This window comes from Citrobacter sp. LST-B2 (genome assembly GCF_057983045.1).
The window spans coordinates 4,936,735-4,959,647 of sequence record NZ_CP192598.1 but is presented as its reverse complement, the minus strand read 5'-3'; the positions used below and the strand labels follow the sequence as shown (position 1 = coordinate 4,959,647).

Genomic DNA, 22,913 nt, shown 5'->3' with positions numbered 1-22,913 from the left:
GCACTGAGATGGTGGATAATTCACAAGAAACGACGCACTTTGGTTTTCAGACTGTCGCTAAAGAGCATAAAGCGGACATGGTGGCCCACGTTTTTCATTCTGTGGCATCAAAATATGATGTTATGAATGATTTGATGTCTTTTGGCATCCATCGTTTGTGGAAGCGCTTCACCATCGACTGTAGCGGCGTCCGCCGTGGTCAGACAGTACTGGATTTAGCCGGGGGAACCGGCGATCTGACGGCTAAATTCTCCCGTCTGGTCGGGGAGACCGGCAAGGTGATTCTGGCTGACATCAATGACTCAATGCTCAAAATGGGTCGTGAAAAGCTGCGCAATATCGGCGTGATTGGCAACGTAGAATATGTTCAGGCCAATGCGGAAGCGCTGCCGTTCCCGGACAATACGTTTGACTGCATCACTATTTCCTTCGGTTTGCGTAACGTCACGGACAAAGACAAAGCCCTGCGCTCGATGTTCCGTGTCCTGAAGCCAGGTGGTCGTCTGCTGGTGCTGGAATTCTCTAAACCGATTATCGAGCCACTGAGCAAAGCGTACGACGCCTACTCGTTCCATATCCTGCCGCGTATCGGTTCAATGGTCGCCAATGATGCCGATAGCTATCGTTATCTGGCGGAATCCATCCGTATGCATCCCGATCAGGACACCTTGAAAGCGATGATGCAGGACGCCGGGTTCGAAAGTGTCGACTATTACAACCTGACAGCGGGTGTGGTTGCGCTACATCGTGGCTATAAGTTCTGACAGGAGAACGGGGATGCCTTTTAAACCCTTAGTGACTGCAGGAATGGAAAGTTTGCTTAATTCATTCCTGTATCGTTCGCCGGCGTTGAAAACGGCGCGAGCGCGTCTGCTGGGAAAAGTGCTGCGTGTAGAGCTAAAAGGCTTTTCGACATCATTAATTCTGCTGTTCAGCGAACGCCAGGTTGACGTGCTGGGCGAGTGGGCTGGCGAGGCCGATTGTACGGTGATCACTCATGCCAGCGTATTGCCAAAATTACGTGACCGCCAGCAACTGGCTGCGCTGATTCGCAGTGGCGAACTGGAAGTGCAGGGTGATATTCAGGTTGTGCAAAATTTCGTTGCCCTTGCCGACCTGGCGGAATTCGATCCTGCTGAACTGCTGGCGCCTTATACCGGCGACATCGCGGCGGAAGGGATCAGCAAAGCCCTGCGCGGCGGGGCAAAATTTCTCCGTCACGGGATCCAACGTCAGCAACGTTATGTTGCCGAAGCCATTACGGAAGAGTGGCGAATGGCACCCGGACCGTTAGAGGTTGCCTGGTTCGCGGAAGAAACGGCAGCGGTGGAACGCGCTGTCGATGCGCTGACCCGGCGGCTGGAAAAACTGGAGGCTAAATGACGCCAGGTGAAGTACGGCGCCTGTATTTCATCATTCGCACTTTTTTAAGTTACGGACTTGATGAACTCATCCCCAAAATGCGGATCACGCTGCCGCTGCGGTTATGGCGTTACTGCCTGTTCTGGATGCCAAACCGGCATAAAGACAAATTATTGGGAGAGCGACTGAGACTGGCTCTGCAGGAGTTAGGGCCGGTGTGGATCAAGTTTGGTCAAATGCTCTCAACTCGCCGCGATCTCTTCCCTCCGCATATCGCCGATCAACTGGCGTTGTTACAGGACAAAGTCGCCCCCTTCGATGGCAAGCTGGCGAAAGCGCAAATCGAAGAAGCGATGGGCGGACTGCCCGTTGAAGCCTGGTTTGATGAATTCGAGATTCAGCCGCTGGCGTCGGCGTCAATTGCTCAGGTGCATACGGCGAGACTGAAATCGAACGGCAAAGAGGTCGTCATCAAAGTCATACGTCCTGACATCCTGCCGGTTATCAAAGCGGATCTACGACTGATTTATCGTCTTGCCCGCTGGGTGCCGCGCTTGCTACCGGACGGTCGCCGTCTGCGCCCGACGGAAGTGGTGCGGGAATATGAAAAAACACTGATTGATGAGCTGAACCTGCTGCGCGAATCGGCCAACGCCATTCAGCTACGGCGAAACTTTGAAGACAGCCCCATGCTCTACATCCCGGAAGTTTATTCTGACTACTGCAGTGAGAATATGATGGTGATGGAACGCATCTATGGCATCCCGGTTTCCGATGTGGTGACGCTGGAGAAAAACGGCACCAACATGAAGTTGCTGGCGGAGCGCGGCGTGCAGGTTTTCTTCACTCAGGTGTTTCGCGACAGCTTTTTCCACGCGGATATGCATCCCGGAAACATCTTTGTCAGTTATGAACACCCCGAAAACCCGAAATATATTGGCATTGATTGCGGCATTGTCGGCTCCTTAAACAAGGAAGATAAGCGTTACCTGGCGGAGAACTTTATCGCGTTCTTTAATCGTGATTACCGCAAGGTTGCGGAACTGCATGTTGATTCAGGCTGGGTTCCGCCGGATACCAACGTTGAAGAGTTTGAGTTTGCGATTCGTACCGTATGCGAGCCTATCTTCGAGAAACCGCTAGCAGAAATCTCGTTTGGTCACGTTTTGTTAAACCTTTTCAATACGGCGCGTCGATTTAACATGGAAGTGCAGCCTCAACTGGTATTGTTGCAGAAGACATTACTGTATGTTGAGGGCGTAGGACGTCAGCTGTATCCGCAGTTGGATCTCTGGAAAACGGCGAAGCCTTTTCTGGAATCATGGATTAAAGATCAGGTCGGTATTCCGGCGCTGGTCAGGGCATTTAAGGAAAAAGCGCCGTTCTGGGTCGAAAAAATGCCAGAACTCCCTGAACTGGTGTACGACAGTTTGCGCCAGGGCAAATATTTACAGCACAGTGTTGATAAGATTGCGCGCGAGCTTCAGGAGAATCATGTGCGTCAGGGCCAATCCCGTTACTTATTGGGAATTGGAGCCACGTTACTATTGAGTGGGACATTCCTGTTGATTAATCGTCCTGAATGGGGCTATATGCCCGGCTGGTTGATGGCAGGCGGTCTGGTCGCCTGGATTGTCGGCTGGCGCAAAACTCGCTGATTTTTTCATCGCTCAAGGCAGGCCGGGTAACGTATACTACGGCCTTATTAATTCATCATCTATCACAGAGGAACATGTATGGGTGGTATCAGTATTTGGCAGTTGGTGATCATTGCCGTCATCGTTGTACTGTTGTTTGGCACCAAGAAGCTCGGCTCCATCGGTTCCGATCTTGGCGCATCCATCAAAGGCTTCAAAAAAGCCATGAGTGATGATGATGCTAAACAGGATAAAGCCAGTCAGGACGCTGACTTTACCGCGAAGTCTATTACTGACAAACCGGCAGACGCTGCTAAAGAAACGGCGAAAAAAGAAGACGCGAAAAGCCACGATAAAGAGCAGGTGTAATTCGTGTTTGATATTGGCTTTAGCGAACTGTTACTGGTGTTTATTATCGGCCTCGTCGTACTGGGGCCGCAGCGATTGCCGGTAGCCGTCAAAACGATAGCTGGCTGGGTACGCGCATTGCGATCCCTTGCGACCACCGTTCAGAATGAACTGACCCAGGAGCTTAAGCTCCAGGAGTTTCAGGACAGCCTGAAAAAGGTTGAGAAAGCGAGCCTGGAAAATCTGACTCCCGAGCTGAAAGCCTCAATGGATGAACTGCGCCAGGCGGCGGAGTCAATGAAACGTTCCTATAGCGCGAACGAGCCCGAAAAAGCGAGCGACGAAGCGCACACCATCCATAACCCGGTGGTGAAAGGGAACGAAGAACAGCATGAAGGGGTCACGCCCGCTACTGCTGAAGTCCAGGCCAGCGCACCGGAACAGGCTCCTGAGATTGTCGGGGAGACGTCTCCTGCCGTCAACGTGAAGGACGCTGAACCGAAAACCGCTGCCCCTGTTGCTGGCTCCTCCCCTACGTCGAGTGATAAACCGTAAACATGGCTGTAGAAGATACTCAACCGCTTATCACGCACCTGATTGAGCTGCGTAAACGTCTGCTTAACTGCATTATTGCGGTTATCGTGATTTTTCTGGCATTGGTCTATTTTGCCAATGACATCTATCACCTGGTTTCCTCGCCGCTTATCAAACAGTTGCCGCAGGGCGCAACCATGATCGCGACGGATGTCGCATCACCGTTCTTCACCCCGATCAAATTAACCTTCATGGTGTCGCTGATCCTGTCAGCACCGGTGATCCTTTATCAGGTCTGGGCGTTTATCGCGCCAGCGCTGTATAAGCATGAACGCCGCATGGTGGTACCGTTACTGATCTCCAGCTCGTTACTGTTCTATATCGGCATGGCGTTTGCCTACTTTGTCGTGTTCCCGCTGGCGTTTGGCTTCCTTGCCAATACCGCGCCGGAAGGTGTGCAGGTCTCGACGGATATTGCCAGCTATCTGAGCTTTGTCATGGCGCTGTTTATGGCGTTCGGGGTCTCGTTTGAGGTGCCCGTTGCCATCGTGCTGCTTTGCTGGATGGGGGTGACGACACCGGAAGATTTGCGTAAAAAACGGCCTTATGTGTTAGTTGGCGCGTTTGTGGTAGGGATGTTGCTGACGCCGCCGGATGTTTTTTCGCAGACGTTACTGGCGATTCCGATGTACTTCCTGTTTGAGGTCGGCGTTTTCTTCTCACGTTTCTATGTCGGTAAGCGACAGACACGGGATGAAGATAACGAGGCGGAATCAGAAGCCGAAGCTGAGAAAGCCGAGAAGACAGAAGAGTAAATTCAACCGCCCGCCAGGGCGGTTGTCATATGGAGCGAAGCATGTTTGATATCGGCGTTAATTTAACCAGCTCGCAGTTTTTAAAAGACCGTGATGAGGTTGTGGCTCGCGCGAGGGCCGCTGGCGTGAAGGGCCTGCTTCTCACCGGAACAAACCTGCATGAAAGCCAACAGGCGCAACGACTGGCGCACATTTATCCTCACTGTTGGTCGACGGCCGGTGTTCACCCGCACGACAGTAGCCAGTGGCAGCCTGCCACAGAGGAGGCGATTGTGGCGCTAGCGTCAATGCCTGAGGTCGTGGCGATTGGCGAATGTGGCCTTGATTTCAATCGTAATTTTTCCACTCCGCAGGAACAAGAGCGGGCGTTTGATGCGCAGTTGCGTATCGCTGCTGAGTTACAGATGCCGGTTTTTATGCATTGTCGTGATGCGCATGCACGATTTCTGACGCTGCTGGATCCGTGGCTGGACAAACTCTCGGGTGCGGTGCTGCACTGCTTTACCGGCACGCGTGAAGAAATGCAGGACTGTATCGACAGAGGATTACATATCGGCATTACAGGCTGGGTCTGTGATGAGCGTCGTGGGCTGGAACTGCGCGAATTGCTACCGTTTATTCCGGCCGAACAGTTGCTGATTGAAACCGATGCGCCGTATCTGTTGCCGCGCGATCTCTCGCCGAAACCCGCATCGCGACGTAACGAACCGGCATATCTGCCACATATTCTTGAGCGTATCGCCCACTGGCGCGGAGACGATCCGCAGTGGCTTTCCGCCACAACGGATGCGAACGTCAGGACACTGTTTGGAATGTCGTTTTAAGTCGCCGTTAAAGCTTACGGAAACCGGTGTTTTTCACGCTCTGCTTCACCTCTTTATTCAACAGGTTGAGCAGCAGCATGGAACGCGCTTCACCGTCCGGTTCAGTGAAGATCGCCTGCAGGCCTTCAAAAGCCCCTTCCGTGATGACCACTCGATCGCCGGGGTAAGGCGTTTCAGGGTCGACAATGCCTTCTGGCTTATAGACGGAGAGCTGGTGAATCACCGTAGCAGGGACAATTGCCGGTGATGCGCCAAAGCGGACAAAATGGCTGACGCCGCGCGTGGCATTGATCGTCGTGGTATGAATCACTTCCGGGTCAAATTCCACGAACAGATAGTTAGGGAACAGGGGTTCGCTGACTGCAGTACGTTTTCCACGCACCATTTTTTCCAGGGTGATCATCGGTGTCAGGCAGCTCACTGCCTGTCTTTCGAGGTGTTCCTGAGCACGCTGAAGTTGCCCGCGTTTGCAGTACAGTAAATACCAGGATTGCATAATGGCTCTTATCCGCTTATTCGGGGCGCAAGCATAGCAAATGTAAGGCGTGAAGTTAATTATAATCCCGGTGGCGGCGGTGGGCTGCCAGAGTTCACGCTAATTTAACAAAAATACAGCATCACGATGATGAACGCCGTATAATGAGGCGCTTACGAAGAGGCCACAATGGACGCCATGAAATATCACGATTTACGCGACTTCCTGACGCTGCTTGAACAACAGGGTGAACTCAAACGCATTACGCTTGAAGTGGATCCATATCTGGAAATCACAGAAATTGCCGACCGCACGTTACGTGCCGGTGGCCCTGCGCTGCTGTTTGAAAACCCCAAAGGCTATTCAATGCCGGTGTTGTGTAACCTGTTTGGTACGCCAAAGCGTGTCGCGATGGGCATGGGGCAGGATGATGTCTCTGCGCTGCGGGAAGTGGGTAAATTACTGGCCTTTTTGAAAGAACCGGAGCCGCCGAAGGGCTTCCGCGATCTGTTTGATAAACTGCCGCAGTTCAAACAGGTGCTGAATATGCCGACGAAGCGACTGCGCGGTGCGCCTTGTCAGCAAAAAATCATCTCTGGCGATGACGTCGATTTAAACCGAATTCCCATTATGACCTGCTGGCCAGAAGATGCCGCGCCGCTCATCACCTGGGGGCTGACCGTCACGCGTGGCCCGCATAAAGAGCGGCAGAATCTGGGGATTTATCGCCAGCAGTTGATTGGCAAAAATAAATTGATCATGCGCTGGCTGTCCCATCGTGGCGGCGCGCTTGATTATCAGGAGTGGTGTGCGGCGCATCCGGGTGAACGTTTCCCGGTGTCTGTCGCCTTAGGCGCCGATCCTGCCACCATTCTTGGCGCGGTGACGCCGGTACCAGACACACTCTCAGAGTACGCCTTTGCCGGTCTGCTGCGCGGTACGAAAACCGAAGTGGTTAAATGCCTGTCTAACGATCTTGAAGTGCCTGCCAGTGCGGAAATTGTGTTGGAAGGGTATATCGATCCGGGTGAAATGGCACCGGAAGGCCCGTATGGCGACCATACGGGGTATTACAATGAAGTGGATAGCTTCCCGGTCTTTACCGTCACGCATATTACCCAGCGTGAAGATGCGATTTACCATTCGACCTACACCGGTCGTCCGCCGGATGAGCCTGCCGTACTTGGCGTTGCGCTAAATGAAGTGTTTGTGCCGATTCTGCAAAAACAGTTCCCGGAAATCGTCGATTTTTACCTGCCGCCGGAAGGGTGCTCTTATCGCCTTGCCGTCGTCACGATTAAAAAACAGTACGCGGGGCATGCGAAACGCGTCATGATGGGTGTCTGGTCATTTTTACGCCAGTTTATGTACACCAAATTTGTTATCGTCTGTGATGATGACGTCAATGCACGCGACTGGAACGATGTGATTTGGGCGATTACCACCCGTATGGACCCGGCCAGGGACACGGTGCTGGTAGAAAATACGCCAATTGATTATCTGGATTTTGCCTCGCCGGTCTCCGGTCTGGGTTCAAAAATGGGGCTGGATGCCACGAACAAATGGCCAGGTGAAACCCAACGCGAGTGGGGACGTCCAATTAAAAAAGACCCCGACGTGACCGCCCGCATTGATGCGATTTGGGATGAACTGGCCATCTTTAATGACGGTAAAGGCGCCTGAGGCGCTCGTTTTGCCCTACAGACCCATAGAGGGAGCGCATGACAACCTTAAGCTGTAAAGTGACCTCGGTAGAAGCTATCACTGATACCGTATACCGTGTTCGTTTAGTACCCGACGCGGCATTTTCCTTTCGTGCCGGTCAATATTTGATGGTCGTGATGGATGAGCGGGATAAACGTCCGTTCTCGATGGCCTCTACGCCGGATGAGCAGGGTTTTATTGAGCTCCACATTGGCGCGTCAGAAATTAATCTCTATGCCAAAGCAGTGATGGATCGCATCCTGAAAGATCATGAGATAACGATAGATATTCCGCACGGCGACGCATGGCTGCGTGACGATGAAGAGCGTCCACTGATCCTGATTGCTGGTGGTACGGGTTTTTCCTACGCCCGTTCCATTCTGCTGACGGCGCTGGCGCATAATCCCAATCGTGAGGTCACGATTTACTGGGGGGGACGTGAAGAGAAGCATCTCTACGATCTCTCTGAACTTGAAGCGCTCTCTGTCAACCATCCCAATCTGCGCGTCGAAGCCGTGGTGGAACAACCGGAAGCCGGCTGGCGTGGGCGTACAGGGACGGTCTTAACGGCGGTGATGCAGGATCACGGAACGCTGGCCGATCATGACATCTACATTGCCGGGCGTTTTGAGATGGCGAAAATCGCGCGTGACCTGTTCTGTAATGAGCGCAGCGCACGTGAAGATCGCCTGTTTGGCGATGCGTTCTCATTTATCTAAGAAGAGAAACGAAGAAGAAAAAACCCGCCCCTGACAGGCGGGAAGAACGGCAACTAAATGGTTATACCGTGACGTTTTCGTTGTAGGCCGGATGAGATGCTTTAGCGTCGCCATCCGGCAATCGAGCCGGGGCGCTTCGCTTACCCGGCCGACAATGAGTGAATATCTTTACACCCGCTCAAACACGGTCGCGATACCCTGACCCAACCCAATACACATCGTCGCCAGGCCGAACTGGACATCTTTGCGTTCCATCAGGTTCAACAACGTGGTGCTGATACGCGCGCCAGAACAACCCAACGGGTGACCGAGCGCGATCGCGCCGCCGTTAAGGTTGATCTTCTCGTCAATCTGCTCCATTAACCCCAGATCTTTAATACACGGCAGGATCTGCGCAGCAAACGCTTCGTTCATCTCAAACAAACCGATATCACTGGCCGAAAGCCCCGCTTTTTTCAGCGCCAGTTTCGACGCCGGAACCGGACCGTATCCCATGATGGAAGGATCACAACCGACCACTGCCATTGAGCGCACGCGGGCGCGTGGTTTCAGACCTAACTCGCGTGCACGACTCGCGCTCATCACCAGCATGGCGGCGGCACCATCGGAGAGTGCAGAAGAGGTTCCTGCGGTGACCGTGCCGCTGACCGGGTCAAACGCCGGACGCAGGGTAGATAACGCTTCAACCGTGGTTTCCGGACGGATCACTTCGTCGTAGTTAAACTGCTTCAGCACGCCATCGGCGTCATGCCCACCGGTTGGGATAATTTCGTTCTTAAACGCGCCGGACTGCGTGGCGGCCCAGGCGCGGGCGTGTGAACGTGCGGCAAAGGCATCCTGCATTTCACGGCTGATGCCGTGCATGCGTGAGAGCATCTCCGCCGTTAGTCCCATCATGCCCGCCGCTTTGGCGACGTTACGGCTCAGACCTGGGTGAAAATCGACGCCGTGGCTCATCGGCACATGGCCCATATGCTCCACGCCACCCACCAGACAGGCCTGTGCATCACCGGTCATAATCATTCGTGCGGCGTCATGCAATGCCTGCATGGAAGAGCCGCACAGACGGTTGACGGTCACCGCCGGAACGGAGTGTGGAACTTCCGCCAGCAGCGCCGCGTTACGGGCGATGTTAAAGCCCTGCTCCAGCGTCTGCTGCACGCAACCCCAGTAGATGTCATCAAGCGCCGCCGCTTCAAGCGCCGGATTACGCGCCAGAAGACTACGCATCAAATGTGCGGAGAGATCTTCCGCACGCACGTTGCGAAACGCGCCCCCTTTCGAACGGCCCATCGGGGTACGGATCGCATCAACAATTACAACCTGTTCCATTGTGACTCCTTAAGCCGTTTTCAGGTCGCCGACCGGACGGGCAGGCTCAACCGGGGGATAATACGGTTCGTTATGACGCGCTTTATTACGCAGACCTTCCGGAACGTCGTATAACGGACCGAGGTGCTGATACTGTTGCGCCATATCGAGATACTTCGCGCTGCCGAGCGTATCCAGCCAGCGGAACGCGCCGCCGTGGAACGGAGGGAAGCCCAGACCGTAAACCAGTGCCATATCGGCCTCTGCCGGACTGGCGATAATGCCTTCTTCGAGACAGCGCACCACTTCGTTGACCATCGGGATCATCATACGGGCGATAATTTCGTCTTCGCTGAAATCACGCTTCGCGTTACTGACGTCAGCCAGCAGGTCATCAACGGTGGCATCCTCTTCTTTCTTCGGCTTACCTTTGTTGTCTTCTTTATAGCGCCAGAAGCCCAGACCGTTTTTCTGACCAAAACGACTGGCGTCAAACAGCGCATCGATCGCGTCGCGATAATCTTTTTGCATCCGCTGCGGGAAGCCTGCGGACATCACGGCCTGCGCGTGATGCGCTGTATCAATGCCGACAACATCAAGCAGGTATGCCGGGCCCATCGGCCAGCCGAACTGTTTTTCCATGACCTTGTCGACTTTGCGGAAGTCCGCTCCGTCGCGCAGCAACTGGCTGAATCCCGCGAAGTAAGGGAACAGTACGCGGTTTACAAAGAAGCCAGGGCAGTCGTTCACCACAATCGGTGTTTTGCCCATTTTGCTTGCCCAGGCGACTACTTTCGCGATGGTTTCATCGGCGCTTTTCTCGCCACGAATGATCTCAACCAGCGGCATCCGGTGAACCGGGTTAAAGAAATGCATCCCGCAGAAATTTTCCGGGCGTTTCAGCACGCTTGCCAGTTCACTGATGGGAATGGTGGAGGTGTTAGAGGCCAGCACGGTATCCGGGCGAACCTTGTCTTCCGTTTCGGACAGCACCGCTTTTTTGACTTTCGGGTTTTCAACCACGGCTTCGACCACGATGTCCACGCGATCAAAACCGGCATAGTCCAGCGTAGGGTGAATGGTCGAAATCACGCCCGCCATCTTCAGACCGTCAATTTTGCCGCGCTCAAGCTGTTTGTTCAGCAGCTTAGCCGCTTCGGTCATTCCGAGGGTCAGGGATTTGTCATTGATATCTTTCATGATAACCGGCACGCCTTTCCACGCCGACTGATACGCGATACCGCCGCCCATAATGCCTGCACCCAGCACAGCAGCCTGTTTTGGCGTCTCAACGTCTTTGGTCAGCTTCTTCGCTTTGCCTTTCACATATTGGTCGTTAAGGAAGATACCGACCAACGCGCGGGCTTCATTGGTGTGCGCCAGCGGAACAAAACTTTTGTTTTCCAGATTAAGCGCTTCTTCACGGCCAAAACGCGCGGCGGCTTCAATGGTTTTCACTGCAGTCATCGGGGCCGGGTAATGTTTGCCTGCCGTTTGCGCGACCATGCCTTTGGCAATGGTAAAGCTCATGGCAGCTTCAATTTTGCTGAGCTTCAGCGGTTCCAGCTTCGGCTGACGCTTCGCTTTCCAGTCCAGATCGCCGCTGATGGCCTGACGTAAAACTGCTTTTGCGCCTTCAATCAGTTTTTCCGCTTTCACGACGCCATCGACCAGACCGATTTTCAGCGCCTGTTCAGCACCAACGTCTTTACCGGCAGCAATGATCTCCAGTGCGCTGTCCGCGCCTAACATGCGCGGCATACGTACGGAACCGCCAAAGCCTGGCATGATGCCCAGCTTTGTTTCTGGCAGACCGATACGCAGATCCGGCGTCGCCAGGCGGTAATCGGTCGCCAGTACGCATTCGCAGCCGCCACCTAACGCATAGCCGTTAACCGCAGAAAGCGTGGGGACCGGCAGATCTTCCAGACGGTTAAAGACGCTGTTGGCGAAATGCAACCACTGGCTGAGCTGTTCTTCGGGAACGAGAAACAGCGAAAGGAATTCGGTGATATCGGCACCGACGATAAAGGCTGCTTTATTCGAACGCAGCAGCAGCCCTTTTAAATCTGTTTGTTTTTCCAGTACGTCCAGCGCCTGGCCGAGGCTGGCGACGGTTGCCGTGTCGAGTTTGTTCACTGAGCCTGGGGCATCGAACACCAGTTCGGCGATGCCATCTTCCAGCCAGTCGAGGTACAGGTTGTCGCCTTTGTAAAGCATGTCAGTCTCCTGAATCCGCAAGGTGATCTGGTCATACCAGATGAAGCGAAGTGTGTATTTTATGTTAATAAAATGCAAATGACTGATTAAAAAAATGCCGATCCGATCACACCTGGTAGAAATCACGCTCTCGTGAATCGATGTGCTAAGATGCGGAGACTTGAGGTCGAAAAAAACAGAAGGATAGAAAATGGAATCACTGGCCGCACTCTATAAAAATCATATCGTTACCTTACAAGAACGGACGCGTGATGCGTTGGAACGCTTTAAGCTTGATGCGCTGCTTATTCACTCCGGCGAGCTGGTTAACGTTTTTCTCGACGATCATCCTTACCCGTTTAAGGTTAATCCGCAGTTTAAAGCCTGGGTGCCGATGACTCAGGTTCCCAACTGCTGGTTGCTGGTTGATGGGGTGAACAAACCCAAACTGTGGTTTTACTTGCCGGTCGATTACTGGCACAACGTTGAACCGCTGCCGACCTCCTTCTGGACTGAAGAAGTTGAGGTGATTGCCCTGCCGAAGGCGGATGGCATTGGCAGTCAACTGCCTGCCGCGCGCGGCAATATTGGTTATATCGGCCCGGTTCCAGAGCGTGCGTTGCAACTGGAGATCGCCGCCAGCAATATCAACCCGAAAGGGGTGATCGACTATCTGCACTATTACCGCGCCTACAAAACGGACTACGAACTGGCCTGCATGCGCGAAGCGCAGAAAATGGCGGTGAATGGACACCGTGCGGCGGAAGAAGCCTTCCGTTCGGGGATGAGCGAGTTCGATATCAACCTGGCCTATCTGACTGCGACCGGTCACCGCGACACCGATGTGCCGTACAGCAATATCGTGGCGCTGAACGAGCATGCGTCGGTTTTGCATTATACAAAGCTGGATCATCAGGCACCGTCTGAAATCCGCAGCTTCTTGCTGGATGCCGGTGCGGAGTACAACGGTTATGCCGCAGACCTGACCCGTACCTGGTCGGCGAAAAGCGACAACGAGTATGCGCAGTTAGTGAAAGATGTGAATGACGAACAGCTGGCGCTGATTGCCACCATGAAAGCGGGTGTCAGCTATGTGGATTATCATGTTCAGTTCCATCAGCGTATTGCAAAACTGCTGCGTAAGCATCAGCTCGTCACCGATATGAGCGAAGAGGCGATGGTCGAAAACGATCTCACCGGACCGTTTATGCCGCACGGTATCGGCCATCCGCTGGGCCTGCAGGTGCATGATGTCGCGGGCTTTATGCAGGATGACACCGGTACGCATCTCGCCGCGCCGTCCAAATATCCGTATCTGCGTTGCACCCGTGTGCTCCAGCCGGGCATGGTGTTGACCATTGAACCGGGCTTTTACTTCATCGAATCGCTGCTCGCGCCGTGGCGTGAAGGGCAGTTCAGCAAACACTTCAACTGGCAGAAAATTGAAGCGCTGAAACCGTTTGGTGGTATTCGTATTGAAGATAACGTGGTGATCCACGAGAACAACGTTGAAAACATGACGCGGGATCTGAAACTGGCGTAATGGACAGTTGGTTAATCCCTGCGGCGCCGGTCACCGTTGTCGAAGAGATCAAAAAAAGCCGCTTCATTACGTTGTTGGCGCATACCGATGGCGTAGAGGCGGCAAAAGCGTTTGTGGAATCAGTCAGAGCGGAGCACCCGGACGCCCGTCACCATTGCGTGGCGTGGGTGGCGGGAGCGCCGGATGATTCGCAGCAATTGGGCTTTTCAGATGATGGTGAACCGGCGGGAACGGCAGGCAAGCCGATGCTCGCGCAGTTGATGGGCAGCGGCGTTGGGGAAATTACCGCCGTTGTGGTGCGCTATTACGGCGGGATCTTACTCGGCACCGGCGGACTGGTTAAAGCCTACGGCGGTGGCGTAAACCAGGCATTGCGTCAGTTAACGACACAGCGCAAGACGCCATTAACCGAATATACTTTGCAGTGTGAGTACGCGCAGTTGGCTGGCGTTGAAGCACTTCTGGGTCAATATGGCGGCAAAATCGTCACCAGTGATTACCAGGCATTCGTTCGGTTAAGGGTGGCGCTTCCTTATGCGAAAGTGGATGAATTTTCAGCAAAGCTGGCGGATTTTAGTCGTGGTTCATTGCAATTGTTAGCGATTGAAGAATAATCCCCACCTCATTTTGAAGAACTAAGGAAGCGGCAGAGATGCATTTTCGCGCCATTACCCGAATTGTAGGACTACTGGTTATCTTATTTTCGGGCACGATGATCCTCCCGGGGCTGGTAGCGCTTATCTATCGTGATGGGGCGGGACGCGCATTTACGCAAACCTTTTTTGTCGCACTGGTGATTGGCTCCATGTTGTGGTGGCCGAATCGTCGTGAGAAAGGCGAACTGAAATCCCGTGAAGGGTTTCTGATCGTGGTACTGTTCTGGACCGTGCTGGGTAGCGTGGGTGCGTTACCCTTCATTTTTTCTGAAAGCCCGAACCTCACGATTACCGATGCGTTTTTCGAATCATTCTCCGGACTGACCACGACCGGCGCTACCACGCTGGTGGGGCTGGATTCGCTGCCGCATGCGATCCTCTTTTACCGCCAGATGCTGCAATGGTTCGGTGGGATGGGAATCATTGTGCTGGCCGTCGCGATCTTGCCGATACTCGGCGTCGGTGGGATGCAGCTCTATCGCGCTGAAATGCCAGGGCCGCTGAAAGATAACAAGATGCGCCCGCGTATTGCCGAAACGGCAAAAACGCTGTGGCTGATCTACGTCCTGCTGACGGTCGCCTGCGCGCTGGCGCTGTGGTTTGCCGGCATGCCAGCGTTTGACGCCATCGGACACAGTTTCGCTACTATCGCGATCGGCGGGTTTTCTACCCATGATGCCAGCGTGGGTTATTTTGACAGCCCAACGATTAACACTATCATCGCTATCTTCTTATTAATCTCTGGTTGTAACTACGGTCTGCACTTCTCGTTACTGAGTGGCCGCAGCCTAAAGGTTTACTGGCGTGACCCCGAATTTCGCATGTTCATTGGCGTCCAACTGACGCTGGTGGTCATCTGCACATTAGTGCTCTGGTTCCATAACATCTATAGCTCCGCACTGACGACGCTCAATCAGGCCTTTTTCCAGGTGGTGTCGATGGCGACTACGGCCGGATTTACCACCGACAGTATTGCGCGCTGGCCGCTTTTCCTGCCGGTATTGCTGCTATGTTCTGCGTTTATCGGCGGCTGTGCAGGGTCAACGGGCGGGGGACTGAAGGTTATCCGTATCCTCTTGCTGTTCAAACAGGGGAACCGCGAGCTGAAGCGCCTGGTGCATCCCAATGCGGTCTATAGCATCAAACTGGGGAATCGCGCGCTGCCGGAGCGTATTCTTGAAGCGGTCTGGGGATTTTTCTCGGCGTATGCGCTGGTTTTTATTGTCAGTATGCTGGCGATTATCGCGACTGGCGTGGACGATTTCTCGGCCTTTGCTTCCGTGGTGGCGACGTTGAACAATCTTGGGCCCGGGCTGGGCGTCGTGGCGGACAACTTTGCCAGTATGAATCCAGTGGCAAAATGGATCCTGATTGCCAATATGCTGTTCGGTCGTCTGGAAGTCTTCACTTTGCTGGTACTTTTTACCCCGACCTTCTGGCGTGAATAATGGAGTAACACGTGAAAACACTGATTCTTTTCTCATCTCGCGATGGACAGACCCGGGAAATCGCCGCTTATCTGGCGTCAGAACTCAAAGAGCTTGGCGTTTGTACGGATGTCGTCAACCTGCATCGTACCGAAGAGCCTGACTGGGAACGCTATGATCGTGTAGTTATTGGCGCATCCATTCGTTATGGACACTATCATTCTGCATTTCTCGAGTTTGTGAAGAAACATGCGACGCGACTGAATCACATGCCAAGCGCGTTTTACTCCGTCAACCTGGTGGCGCGTAAACCGGAAAAGCGGACGCCGCAGACCAACAGCTACGCGCGCAAGTTTTTAATGAACTCACAGTGGCGGCCAGACCGTTCTGCGGTTATCGCCGGGGCGCTGCTGTACCCACGCTATCGCTGGTATGATCGCATGATGATTCAACTCATTATGAAAATGTCGGGCGGCGAAACGGATACGCGCAAAGAAGTTATCTATACCGACTGGGAGCAAGTGGCGAGTTTTGCCCGCGAAATCGCCCAGTTAACCCCCGATTCGGTGGTTAAATAAACGCAAAGAATAAAAAATGCGCACTCGGAAAATTATTTTAAATTTCCCCTTGTCAGCCCGAAATAACTCCCTATAATGCGCCTCCACTGACACGGAACAACGGCACGCAAGCCGCCGGGTCAGCGGGGTTCTCCGGTGAAAACCAGTGATGAACACCAACAGAGAAAAGCGAAATAAATGCTTGACTCTGAAGCGGGAAAGCGTATTATGCACACCCCGCGCCGCTGAGAAAAAGTGAAGCGGCACTGCTCTTTAACAATTTATCAGACAATCTGTGTGGGCACTCAGAGTGACATGGATTCTTAACGTCGCAAGACGAAAAATGAATACCAAGTCTCAAAGAGTGAACACGTAATTCATTACGACGTTTAATTCTAAGAGCATCAAACTTAAATTGAAGAGTTTGATCATGGCTCAGATTGAACGCTGGCGGCAGGCCTAACACATGCAAGTCGAACGGTAACAGGAAGCAGCTTGCTGCTTTGCTGACGAGTGGCGGACGGGTGAGTAATGTCTGGGAAACTGCCCGATGGAGGGGGATAACTACTGGAAACGGTAGCTAATACCGCATAATGTCGCAAGACCAAAGAGGGGGACCTTCGGGCCTCTTGCCATCGGATGTGCCCAGATGGGATTAGCTTGTTGGTGAGGTAACGGCTCACCAAGGCGACGATCCCTAGCTGGTCTGAGAGGATGACCAGCCACACTGGAACTGAGACACGGTCCAGACTCCTACGGGAGGCAGCAGTGGGGAATATTGCACAATGGGCGCAAGCCTGATGCAGCCATGCCGCGTGTATGAAGAAGGCCTTCGGGTTGTAAAGTACTTTCAGCGGGGAGGAAGGGGTTAAGGTTAATAACCTTAGCCATTGACGTTACCCGCAGAAGAAGCACCGGCTAACTCCGTGCCAGCAGCCGCGGTAATACGGAGGGTGCAAGCGTTAATCGGAATTACTGGGCGTAAAGCGCACGCAGGCGGTCTGTCAAGTCGGATGTGAAATCCCCGGGCTCAACCTGGGAACTGCATTCGAAACTGGCAGGCTTGAGTCTCGTAGAGGGGGGTAGAATTCCAGGTGTAGCGGTGAAATGCGTAGAGATCTGGAGGAATACCGGTGGCGAAGGCGGCCCCCTGGACGAAGACTGACGCTCAGGTGCGAAAGCGTGGGGAGCAAACAGGATTAGATACCCTGGTAGTCCACGCCGTAAACGATGTCTATTTGGAGGTTGTGCCCTTGAGGCGTGGCTTCCGGAGCTAACGCGTTAAATAGACCGCCTGGGGAGTACGGCCGCAAGGTTAAAACTCAAATGAATTGACGGGGGCCCGCACAAGCGGTGGAGCATGTGGTTTAATTCGATGCAACGCGAAGAACCTTACCTGGTCTTGACATCCACAGAACTTGGCAGAGATGCCTTGGTGCCTTCGGGAACTGTGAGACAGGTGCTGCATGGCTGTCGTCAGCTCGTGTTGTGAAATGTTGGGTTAAGTCCCGCAACGAGCGCAACCCTTATCCTTTGTTGCCAGCGGTTAGGCCGGGAACTCAAAGGAGACTGCCAGTGATAAACTGGAGGAAGGTGGGGATGACGTCAAGTCATCATGGCCCTTACGACCAGGGCTACACACGTGCTACAATGGCATATACAAAGAGAAGCGACCTCGCGAGAGCAAGCGGACCTCATAAAGTATGTCGTAGTCCGGATTGGAGTCTGCAACTCGACTCCATGAAGTCGGAATCGCTAGTAATCGTGGATCAGAATGCCACGGTGAATACGTTCCCGGGCCTTGTACACACCGCCCGTCACACCATGGGAGTGGGTTGCAAAAGAAGTAGGTAGCTTAACCTTCGGGAGGGCGCTTACCACTTTGTGATTCATGACTGGGGTGAAGTCGTAACAAGGTAACCGTAGGGGAACCTGCGGTTGGATCACCTCCTTACCTTAAAGAACCTGCCTTTGTAGTGCCCACACAGATTGTCTGATGAAAAACGAGCAGTAAAACCTCTACAGGCTTGTAGCTCAGGTGGTTAGAGCGCACCCCTGATAAGGGTGAGGTCGGTGGTTCAAGTCCACTCAGGCCTACCAAATTTTCCCTGAATACTGCGTTGTGAAACGACTCGCATACTTTAAGTATGCTTCGCCATTCCACGCCTTGTCTCAGGAAAAATTATCGGTACAGAGGTTCTGACTACACTGTATGGGGCTATAGCTCAGCTGGGAGAGCGCCTGCTTTGCACGCAGGAGGTCTGCGGTTCGATCCCGCATAGCTCCACCATACTGTAGAACGTAATCAAGAAAACTTCAGAGTGTACCTGAAAGGGTGCGCTGCGAAGTTTTGCTCTTTAAAAATCTGGATCAAGCTGAAAATTGAAACGACACACTGTTAATGGTGTGTTCGAGTCTCTCAAATTTTCGCAACACGATGATGAATCGAAAGAAACATCTTCGGGTTGTGAGGTTAAGCGACTAAGCGTACACGGTGGATGCCCTGGCAGTCAGAGGCGATGAAGGACGTGCTAATCTGCGAAAAGCGTCGGTAAGGTGATATGAACCGTTATAACCGGCGATGTCCGAATGGGGAAACCCAGTGCAATTCGTTGCACTATCGTTAACTGAATCCATAGGTTAACGAGGCGAACCGGGGGAACTGAAACATCTAAGTACCCCGAGGAAAAGAAATCAACCGAGATTCCCCCAGTAGCGGCGAGCGAACGGGGAGCAGCCCAGAGCCTGAATCAGCATGTGTGGTAGTGGAACGGTCTGGAAAGGCCGGCGATACAGGGTGACAGCCCCGTACACAAAATTGCATGTGTTGTGAGCTCGATGAGTAGGGCGGGACACGTGGTATCCTGTCTGAATATGGGGGGACCATCCTCCAAGGCTAAATACTCCTGACTGACCGATAGTGAACCAGTACCGTGAGGGAAAGGCGAAAAGAACCCCGGCGAGGGGAGTGAAAAAGAACCTGAAACCGTGTACGTACAAGCAGTGGGAGCCTCTTTATGGGGTGACTGCGTACCTTTTGTATAATGGGTCAGCGACTTATATTCTGTAGCAAGGTTAACCGAATAGGGGAGCCGAAGGGAAACCGAGTCTTAACTGGGCGTTAAGTTGCAGGGTATAGACCCGAAACCCGGTGATCTAGCCATGGGCAGGTTGAAGGTTGGGTAACACTAACTGGAGGACCGAACCGACTAATGTTGAAAAATTAGCGGATGACTTGTGGCTGGGGGTGAAAGGCCAATCAAACCGGGAGATAGCTGGTTCTCCCCGAAAGCTATTTAGGTAGCGCCTCGTGAATTCATCTCCGGGGGTAGAGCACTGTTTCGGCTAGGGGGCCATCCCGGCTTACCAACCCGATGCAAACTGCGAATACCGGAGAATGTTATCACGGGAGACACACGGCGGGTGCTAACGTCCGTCGTGAAGAGGGAAACAACCCAGACCGCCAGCTAAGGTCCCAAAGTCATGGTTAAGTGGGAAACGATGTGGGAAGGCTCAGACAGCCAGGATGTTGGCTTAGAAGCAGCCATCATTTAAAGAAAGCGTAATAGCTCACTGGTCGAGTCGGCCTGCGCGGAAGATGTAACGGGGCTAAACCATGCACCGAAGCTGCGGCAGCGACACTAAGTGTTGTTGGGTAGGGGAGCGTTCTGTAAGCCTGTGAAGGTGTGCTGTGAGGCATGCTGGAGGTATCAGAAGTGCGAATGCTGACATAAGTAACGATAAAGCGGGTGAAAAGCCCGCTCGCCGGAAGACCAAGGGTTCCTGTCCAACGTTAATCGGGGCAGGGTGAGTCGACCCCTAAGGCGAGGCCGAAAGGCGTAGTCGATGGGAAACAGGTTAATATTCCTGTACCAGGTGTTACTGCGAAGGGGGGACGGAGAAGGCTATGTTGGCCGGGCGACGGTTGTCCCGGTTTAAGCGTGTAGGTGTGTGTTCCAGGTAAATCCGGTTCACTTTAACACTGAGGCGTGATGACGAGGCACTACGGTGCTGAAGTGACAAATGCCCTGCTTCCAGGAAAAGCCTCTAAGCATCAGGTAACATCAGATCGTACCCCAAACCGACACAGGTGGTCAGGTAGAGAATACCAAGGCGCTTGAGAGAACTCGGGTGAAGGAACTAGGCAAAATGGTGCCGTAACTTCGGGAGAAGGCACGCTGATGCGTAGGTGAAGCGATTTACTCGTGGAGCTGAAATCAGTCGAAGATACCAGCTGGCTGCAACTGTTTATTAAAAACACAGCACTGTGCAAACACGAAAGTGGACGTATACGGTGTGACGCCTGCCCGGTGCCGGAAGGTTAATTGATGGGGTTATCCGTAAGGAGAAGCTCTTGATCGAAGCCCCGGTAAACGGCGGCCGTAACTATAACGGTCCTAAGGTAGCGAAATTCCTTGTCGGGTAAGTTCCGACCTGCACGAATGGCGTAATGATGGCCAGGCTGTCTCCACCCGAGACTCAGTGAAATTGAACTCGCTGTGAAGATGCAGTGTACCCGCGGCAAGACGGAAAGACCCCGTGAACCTTTACTATAGCTTGACACTGAACACTGGTCCTTGATGTGTAGGATAGGTGGGAGGCTTTGAAGCGCGGACGCCAGTTCGTGTGGAGCCGCCCTTGAAATACCACCCTTTAATGGCTGGTGTTCTAACGTGGGCCCGTAATCCGGGTTGCGGACAGTGTCTGGTGGGTAGTTTGACTGGGGCGGTCTCCTCCTAAAGAGTAACGGAGGAGCACGAAGGTTAGCTAATCCTGGTCGGACATCAGGAGGTTAGTGCAAAGGCATAAGCTAGCTTGACTGCGAGCGTGACGGCGCGAGCAGGTGCGAAAGCAGGTCTTAGTGATCCGGTGGTTCTGAATGGAAGGGCCATCGCTCAACGGATAAAAGGTACTCCGGGGATAACAGGCTGATACCGCCCAAGAGTTCATATCGACGGCGGTGTTTGGCACCTCGATGTCGGCTCATCACATCCTGGGGCTGAAGTAGGTCCCAAGGGTATGGCTGTTCGCCATTTAAAGTGGTACGCGAGCTGGGTTTAGAACGTCGTGAGACAGTTCGGTCCCTATCTGCCGTGGGCGCTGGAGAATTGAGGGGGGCTGCTCCTAGTACGAGAGGACCGGAGTGGACGCATCACTGGTGTTCGGGTTGTCATGCCAATGGCACTGCCCGGTAGCTAAATGCGGAAGAGATAAGTGCTGAAAGCATCTAAGCACGAAACTTGCCCCGAGATGAGTTCTCCCTGACCCTTTAAGGGTCCTGAAGGAACGTTGAAGACGACGACGTTGATAGGCCGGGTGTGTAAGCGCAGCGATGCGTTGAGCTAACCGGTACTAATGAACCGTGAGGCTTAACCTTACAACGCCGAAGCTGTTTTGGCGGATTGAGAGAAAATTTTCAGCGTGATTACAGATTAGATTAACCGGCGAAAGGCGGGTTAATAAACAGAATTTGCCTGGCGGCTTTAGCGCGGTGGTCCCACCTGACCCCATGCCGAACTCAGAAGTGAAACGCCGTAGCGCCGATGGTAGTGTGGGGTCTCCCCATGCGAGAGTAGGGAACTGCCAGGCATCAAACAAGTGAAGAGCCCATCCTGACGGATGGGCTTTTTGCGTTTCTGGATCACCGAATTTTGTAGGCCGGGTAAGGCGAAACCGCCACCCGGCAAGTCGTCAGATCGCACTCCACTCCACAATAAACTTCGCAATCACATCCAGATCATTTAAATCCAGCACCGGAACTTCAAGCGGCAATACAACATCACTGGCTACCGCAATCACATGCTCATCCAGCGTTAATTCGCTGAAATCATGCCCTGCATCGCTTCTGAACAGCAGGATCTTAGGCACGGCCTCATGCTTAAATCCCTCAACCAGCACCAGATCCAGCGTGGCATGATCCATCCTGCTGACCAGGTACGCCAGATTCAGTTCGGGTTCTTCAGGTGTCTCAGTCATTAATGCCCAACGTTGCTGACTGGCGACCAGCGTTTGCGCCGCTCCTGCTTTGCGTAGCTCGTAGCTGTCTTTGCCTGGCTTATCCACATCCATATCATGATGCGTATGTTTGATAAGTCCGGGGCGGATCCCGGCGGCGCACAGCGCCGGGATTAGCTTCCTGAGCAGCGTCGTTTTTCCCGTTCCGCTCCACGCGGCGATAGCCAGTAGAGGGATCATGGTTTCTTCTGCCATTTATCAAGCTCCTCAAGGGTATTCACATTCACAAACGCTTCCTTGCAGTCGCTGAAGTCAACGGCATGCCCACCTGCCTGACGCATAAAAACCATGACCCGTCGCTCGCCAGACTGTAAATAGCGCTGCAAAAATGGCTGGACTGAACGGTGAACCAGCGCAATGGTGGGATGATCGCGCTCTCCATCATGCACCCATACCACCGGTGCATGATTGCACCGGGCACGTAAGCGGGCAGCCAGCGTTTGCGGGATAAAAGGGGTATCACAGGGGCAGAACAGAAACCAGTCGCCCGCCTCCTGTTGGAAAACAGAAAGCATGCCCGCCAACGGGCCGGGAAAATCCGCCATCACATCTGAAATGACTTTCAGGCCACCCGAGCGATAAATTTCCTGATGCCGATTGGCATTCACAACCACCGTTTCCAGTTGGGATAACAGCGTATCGGCGACATGTTTCCACAGCGGTTTCCCTTTAAGCTCAAGCAAGCCTTTATCAATGCCCCCCATTCGCCTGGCCTTTCCGCCAGCCAGTACAACCCCTGTTATTGCACTATCCTGATTCACTGATATCGCCTCTTTTATTGTGGGAT

18 protein-coding genes, 2 tRNA genes and 3 rRNA genes are annotated in these 22,913 nt (G+C 53.4%); 18 read left to right on the top strand and 5 right to left on the bottom strand.

The window, feature by feature from the left end; all coding sequences use genetic code 11:
- Positions 1-8 precede the first annotated feature (8 nt).
- From ubiE to tatD, 7 genes are all read left to right on the top strand, one after another.
- A complete protein-coding gene (ubiE, locus tag ACQ0PY_RS23850; protein WP_042326162.1) occupies positions 9-764 on the top strand; it encodes a bifunctional demethylmenaquinone methyltransferase/2-methoxy-6-polyprenyl-1,4-benzoquinol methylase UbiE in 756 nt (251 codons plus the stop codon).
- Positions 765-777: 13 nt separating this feature from the next.
- The gene (gene ubiJ, locus ACQ0PY_RS23845; RefSeq protein WP_042998825.1) at positions 778-1,383 is read left to right on the top strand and encodes a ubiquinone biosynthesis protein UbiJ; all 606 of its coding nucleotides are present in this window, start codon (positions 778-780) and stop codon (positions 1,381-1,383) included.
- Positions 1,380-3,020, top strand: coding sequence for a ubiquinone biosynthesis regulatory protein kinase UbiB (ubiB, locus tag ACQ0PY_RS23840; RefSeq protein ID WP_044258310.1), 1,641 nt, complete (start codon positions 1,380-1,382; stop codon positions 3,018-3,020). The genes ubiJ and ubiB overlap by 4 nt, the downstream gene beginning before the upstream one ends.
- 78 nt (positions 3,021-3,098) lie before the next feature.
- Positions 3,099-3,368 (top strand): Sec-independent protein translocase subunit TatA, encoded by a 270-nt coding sequence (gene tatA, locus ACQ0PY_RS23835; protein ID WP_042998827.1) that lies wholly within the window; start codon positions 3,099-3,101, stop codon positions 3,366-3,368.
- A gap of 3 nt (positions 3,369-3,371) precedes the next feature.
- Positions 3,372-3,902, top strand: coding sequence for a Sec-independent protein translocase protein TatB (gene tatB / locus ACQ0PY_RS23830; RefSeq protein ID WP_042998828.1), 531 nt, complete (start codon positions 3,372-3,374; stop codon positions 3,900-3,902).
- A gap of 2 nt (positions 3,903-3,904) precedes the next feature.
- Entirely contained in the window at positions 3,905-4,696 is a 792-nt protein-coding gene (tatC, locus tag ACQ0PY_RS23825) for a Sec-independent protein translocase subunit TatC (RefSeq protein ID WP_042998829.1), read from the top strand.
- Between the two features lie 41 nt (positions 4,697-4,737).
- A complete protein-coding gene (gene tatD / locus ACQ0PY_RS23820; protein ID WP_109739670.1) occupies positions 4,738-5,520 on the top strand; it encodes a 3'-5' ssDNA/RNA exonuclease TatD in 783 nt (260 codons plus the stop codon).
- Positions 5,521-5,527: 7 nt separating this feature from the next.
- Here the strand turns inward: tatD and rfaH are convergent, their stop codons facing one another.
- Positions 5,528-6,016: a transcription/translation regulatory transformer protein RfaH gene (rfaH, locus tag ACQ0PY_RS23815; RefSeq protein ID WP_042998831.1), complete on the bottom strand. Its 489-nt coding sequence runs from the start codon at positions 6,014-6,016 to the stop codon at positions 5,528-5,530.
- Between the two features lie 168 nt (positions 6,017-6,184).
- Between rfaH and ubiD the strand changes: the two genes are divergently transcribed.
- Positions 6,185-7,678 carry a 4-hydroxy-3-polyprenylbenzoate decarboxylase gene (gene ubiD, locus ACQ0PY_RS23810; RefSeq protein WP_044327658.1) on the top strand — a complete coding sequence of 498 codons (1,494 nt, stop codon included), beginning with the start codon at positions 6,185-6,187 and terminating at the stop codon, positions 7,676-7,678.
- Between the two features lie 38 nt (positions 7,679-7,716).
- Positions 7,717-8,418, top strand: coding sequence for an NAD(P)H-flavin reductase (gene fre / locus ACQ0PY_RS23805; RefSeq protein ID WP_044258316.1), 702 nt, complete (start codon positions 7,717-7,719; stop codon positions 8,416-8,418).
- Between the two features lie 168 nt (positions 8,419-8,586).
- Here fre and fadA read toward each other — a convergent pair whose 3' ends face one another.
- The gene (gene fadA, locus ACQ0PY_RS23800; RefSeq protein ID WP_046402115.1) at positions 8,587-9,750 is read right to left on the bottom strand and encodes an acetyl-CoA C-acyltransferase FadA; all 1,164 of its coding nucleotides are present in this window, start codon (positions 9,748-9,750) and stop codon (positions 8,587-8,589) included.
- Positions 9,751-9,759: 9 nt separating this feature from the next.
- Positions 9,760-11,949, bottom strand: a complete 2,190-nt coding sequence (gene fadB, locus ACQ0PY_RS23795) for a fatty acid oxidation complex subunit alpha FadB (protein ID WP_044258318.1) — start codon at positions 11,947-11,949, stop codon at positions 9,760-9,762.
- Positions 11,950-12,139: 190 nt separating this feature from the next.
- Here fadB and pepQ point away from each other — a divergent pair, with 190 nt between their 5' ends.
- From pepQ to rrf, 9 genes are all read left to right on the top strand, one after another.
- Positions 12,140-13,471 (top strand): Xaa-Pro dipeptidase, encoded by a 1,332-nt coding sequence (pepQ, locus tag ACQ0PY_RS23790; RefSeq protein WP_109739669.1) that lies wholly within the window; start codon positions 12,140-12,142, stop codon positions 13,469-13,471.
- The gene (locus ACQ0PY_RS23785) at positions 13,471-14,085 is read left to right on the top strand and encodes an IMPACT family protein (protein ID WP_042998836.1); all 615 of its coding nucleotides are present in this window, start codon (positions 13,471-13,473) and stop codon (positions 14,083-14,085) included. Before pepQ ends, ACQ0PY_RS23785 begins: the two co-directional genes overlap by 1 nt.
- Before the next feature lie 38 nt (positions 14,086-14,123).
- The gene (trkH, locus tag ACQ0PY_RS23780) at positions 14,124-15,575 is read left to right on the top strand and encodes a Trk system potassium transporter TrkH (RefSeq protein ID WP_042326189.1); all 1,452 of its coding nucleotides are present in this window, start codon (positions 14,124-14,126) and stop codon (positions 15,573-15,575) included.
- An 11-nt stretch (positions 15,576-15,586) separates the two neighbouring features.
- Positions 15,587-16,132 carry a menaquinone-dependent protoporphyrinogen IX dehydrogenase gene (gene hemG, locus ACQ0PY_RS23775; RefSeq protein ID WP_042998838.1) on the top strand — a complete coding sequence of 182 codons (546 nt, stop codon included), beginning with the start codon at positions 15,587-15,589 and terminating at the stop codon, positions 16,130-16,132.
- A 391-nt stretch (positions 16,133-16,523) separates the two neighbouring features.
- A 16S ribosomal RNA gene (locus ACQ0PY_RS23770) occupies positions 16,524-18,065 on the top strand.
- A 69-nt stretch (positions 18,066-18,134) separates the two neighbouring features.
- Positions 18,135-18,211 (top strand) — tRNA-Ile (locus ACQ0PY_RS23765).
- A gap of 114 nt (positions 18,212-18,325) precedes the next feature.
- Positions 18,326-18,401, top strand: a tRNA-Ala gene (locus tag ACQ0PY_RS23760).
- A gap of 181 nt (positions 18,402-18,582) precedes the next feature.
- Positions 18,583-21,488 (top strand): 23S ribosomal RNA (locus ACQ0PY_RS23755).
- 96 nt (positions 21,489-21,584) lie between these two features.
- Positions 21,585-21,700 (top strand): 5S ribosomal RNA (gene rrf / locus ACQ0PY_RS23750).
- The 16S, 23S and 5S rRNA genes sit together here with 2 tRNA genes alongside, the layout of an rRNA operon.
- A gap of 102 nt (positions 21,701-21,802) precedes the next feature.
- Here rrf and mobB read toward each other — a convergent pair.
- A complete protein-coding gene (mobB, locus tag ACQ0PY_RS23745; RefSeq protein ID WP_109740598.1) occupies positions 21,803-22,306 on the bottom strand; it encodes a molybdopterin-guanine dinucleotide biosynthesis protein MobB in 504 nt (167 codons plus the stop codon).
- Positions 22,303-22,887, bottom strand: a complete 585-nt coding sequence (mobA, locus tag ACQ0PY_RS23740) for a molybdenum cofactor guanylyltransferase MobA (protein ID WP_104445878.1) — start codon at positions 22,885-22,887, stop codon at positions 22,303-22,305. Before mobA ends, mobB begins: the two co-directional genes overlap by 4 nt.
- Positions 22,888-22,913 lie beyond the last annotated feature (26 nt).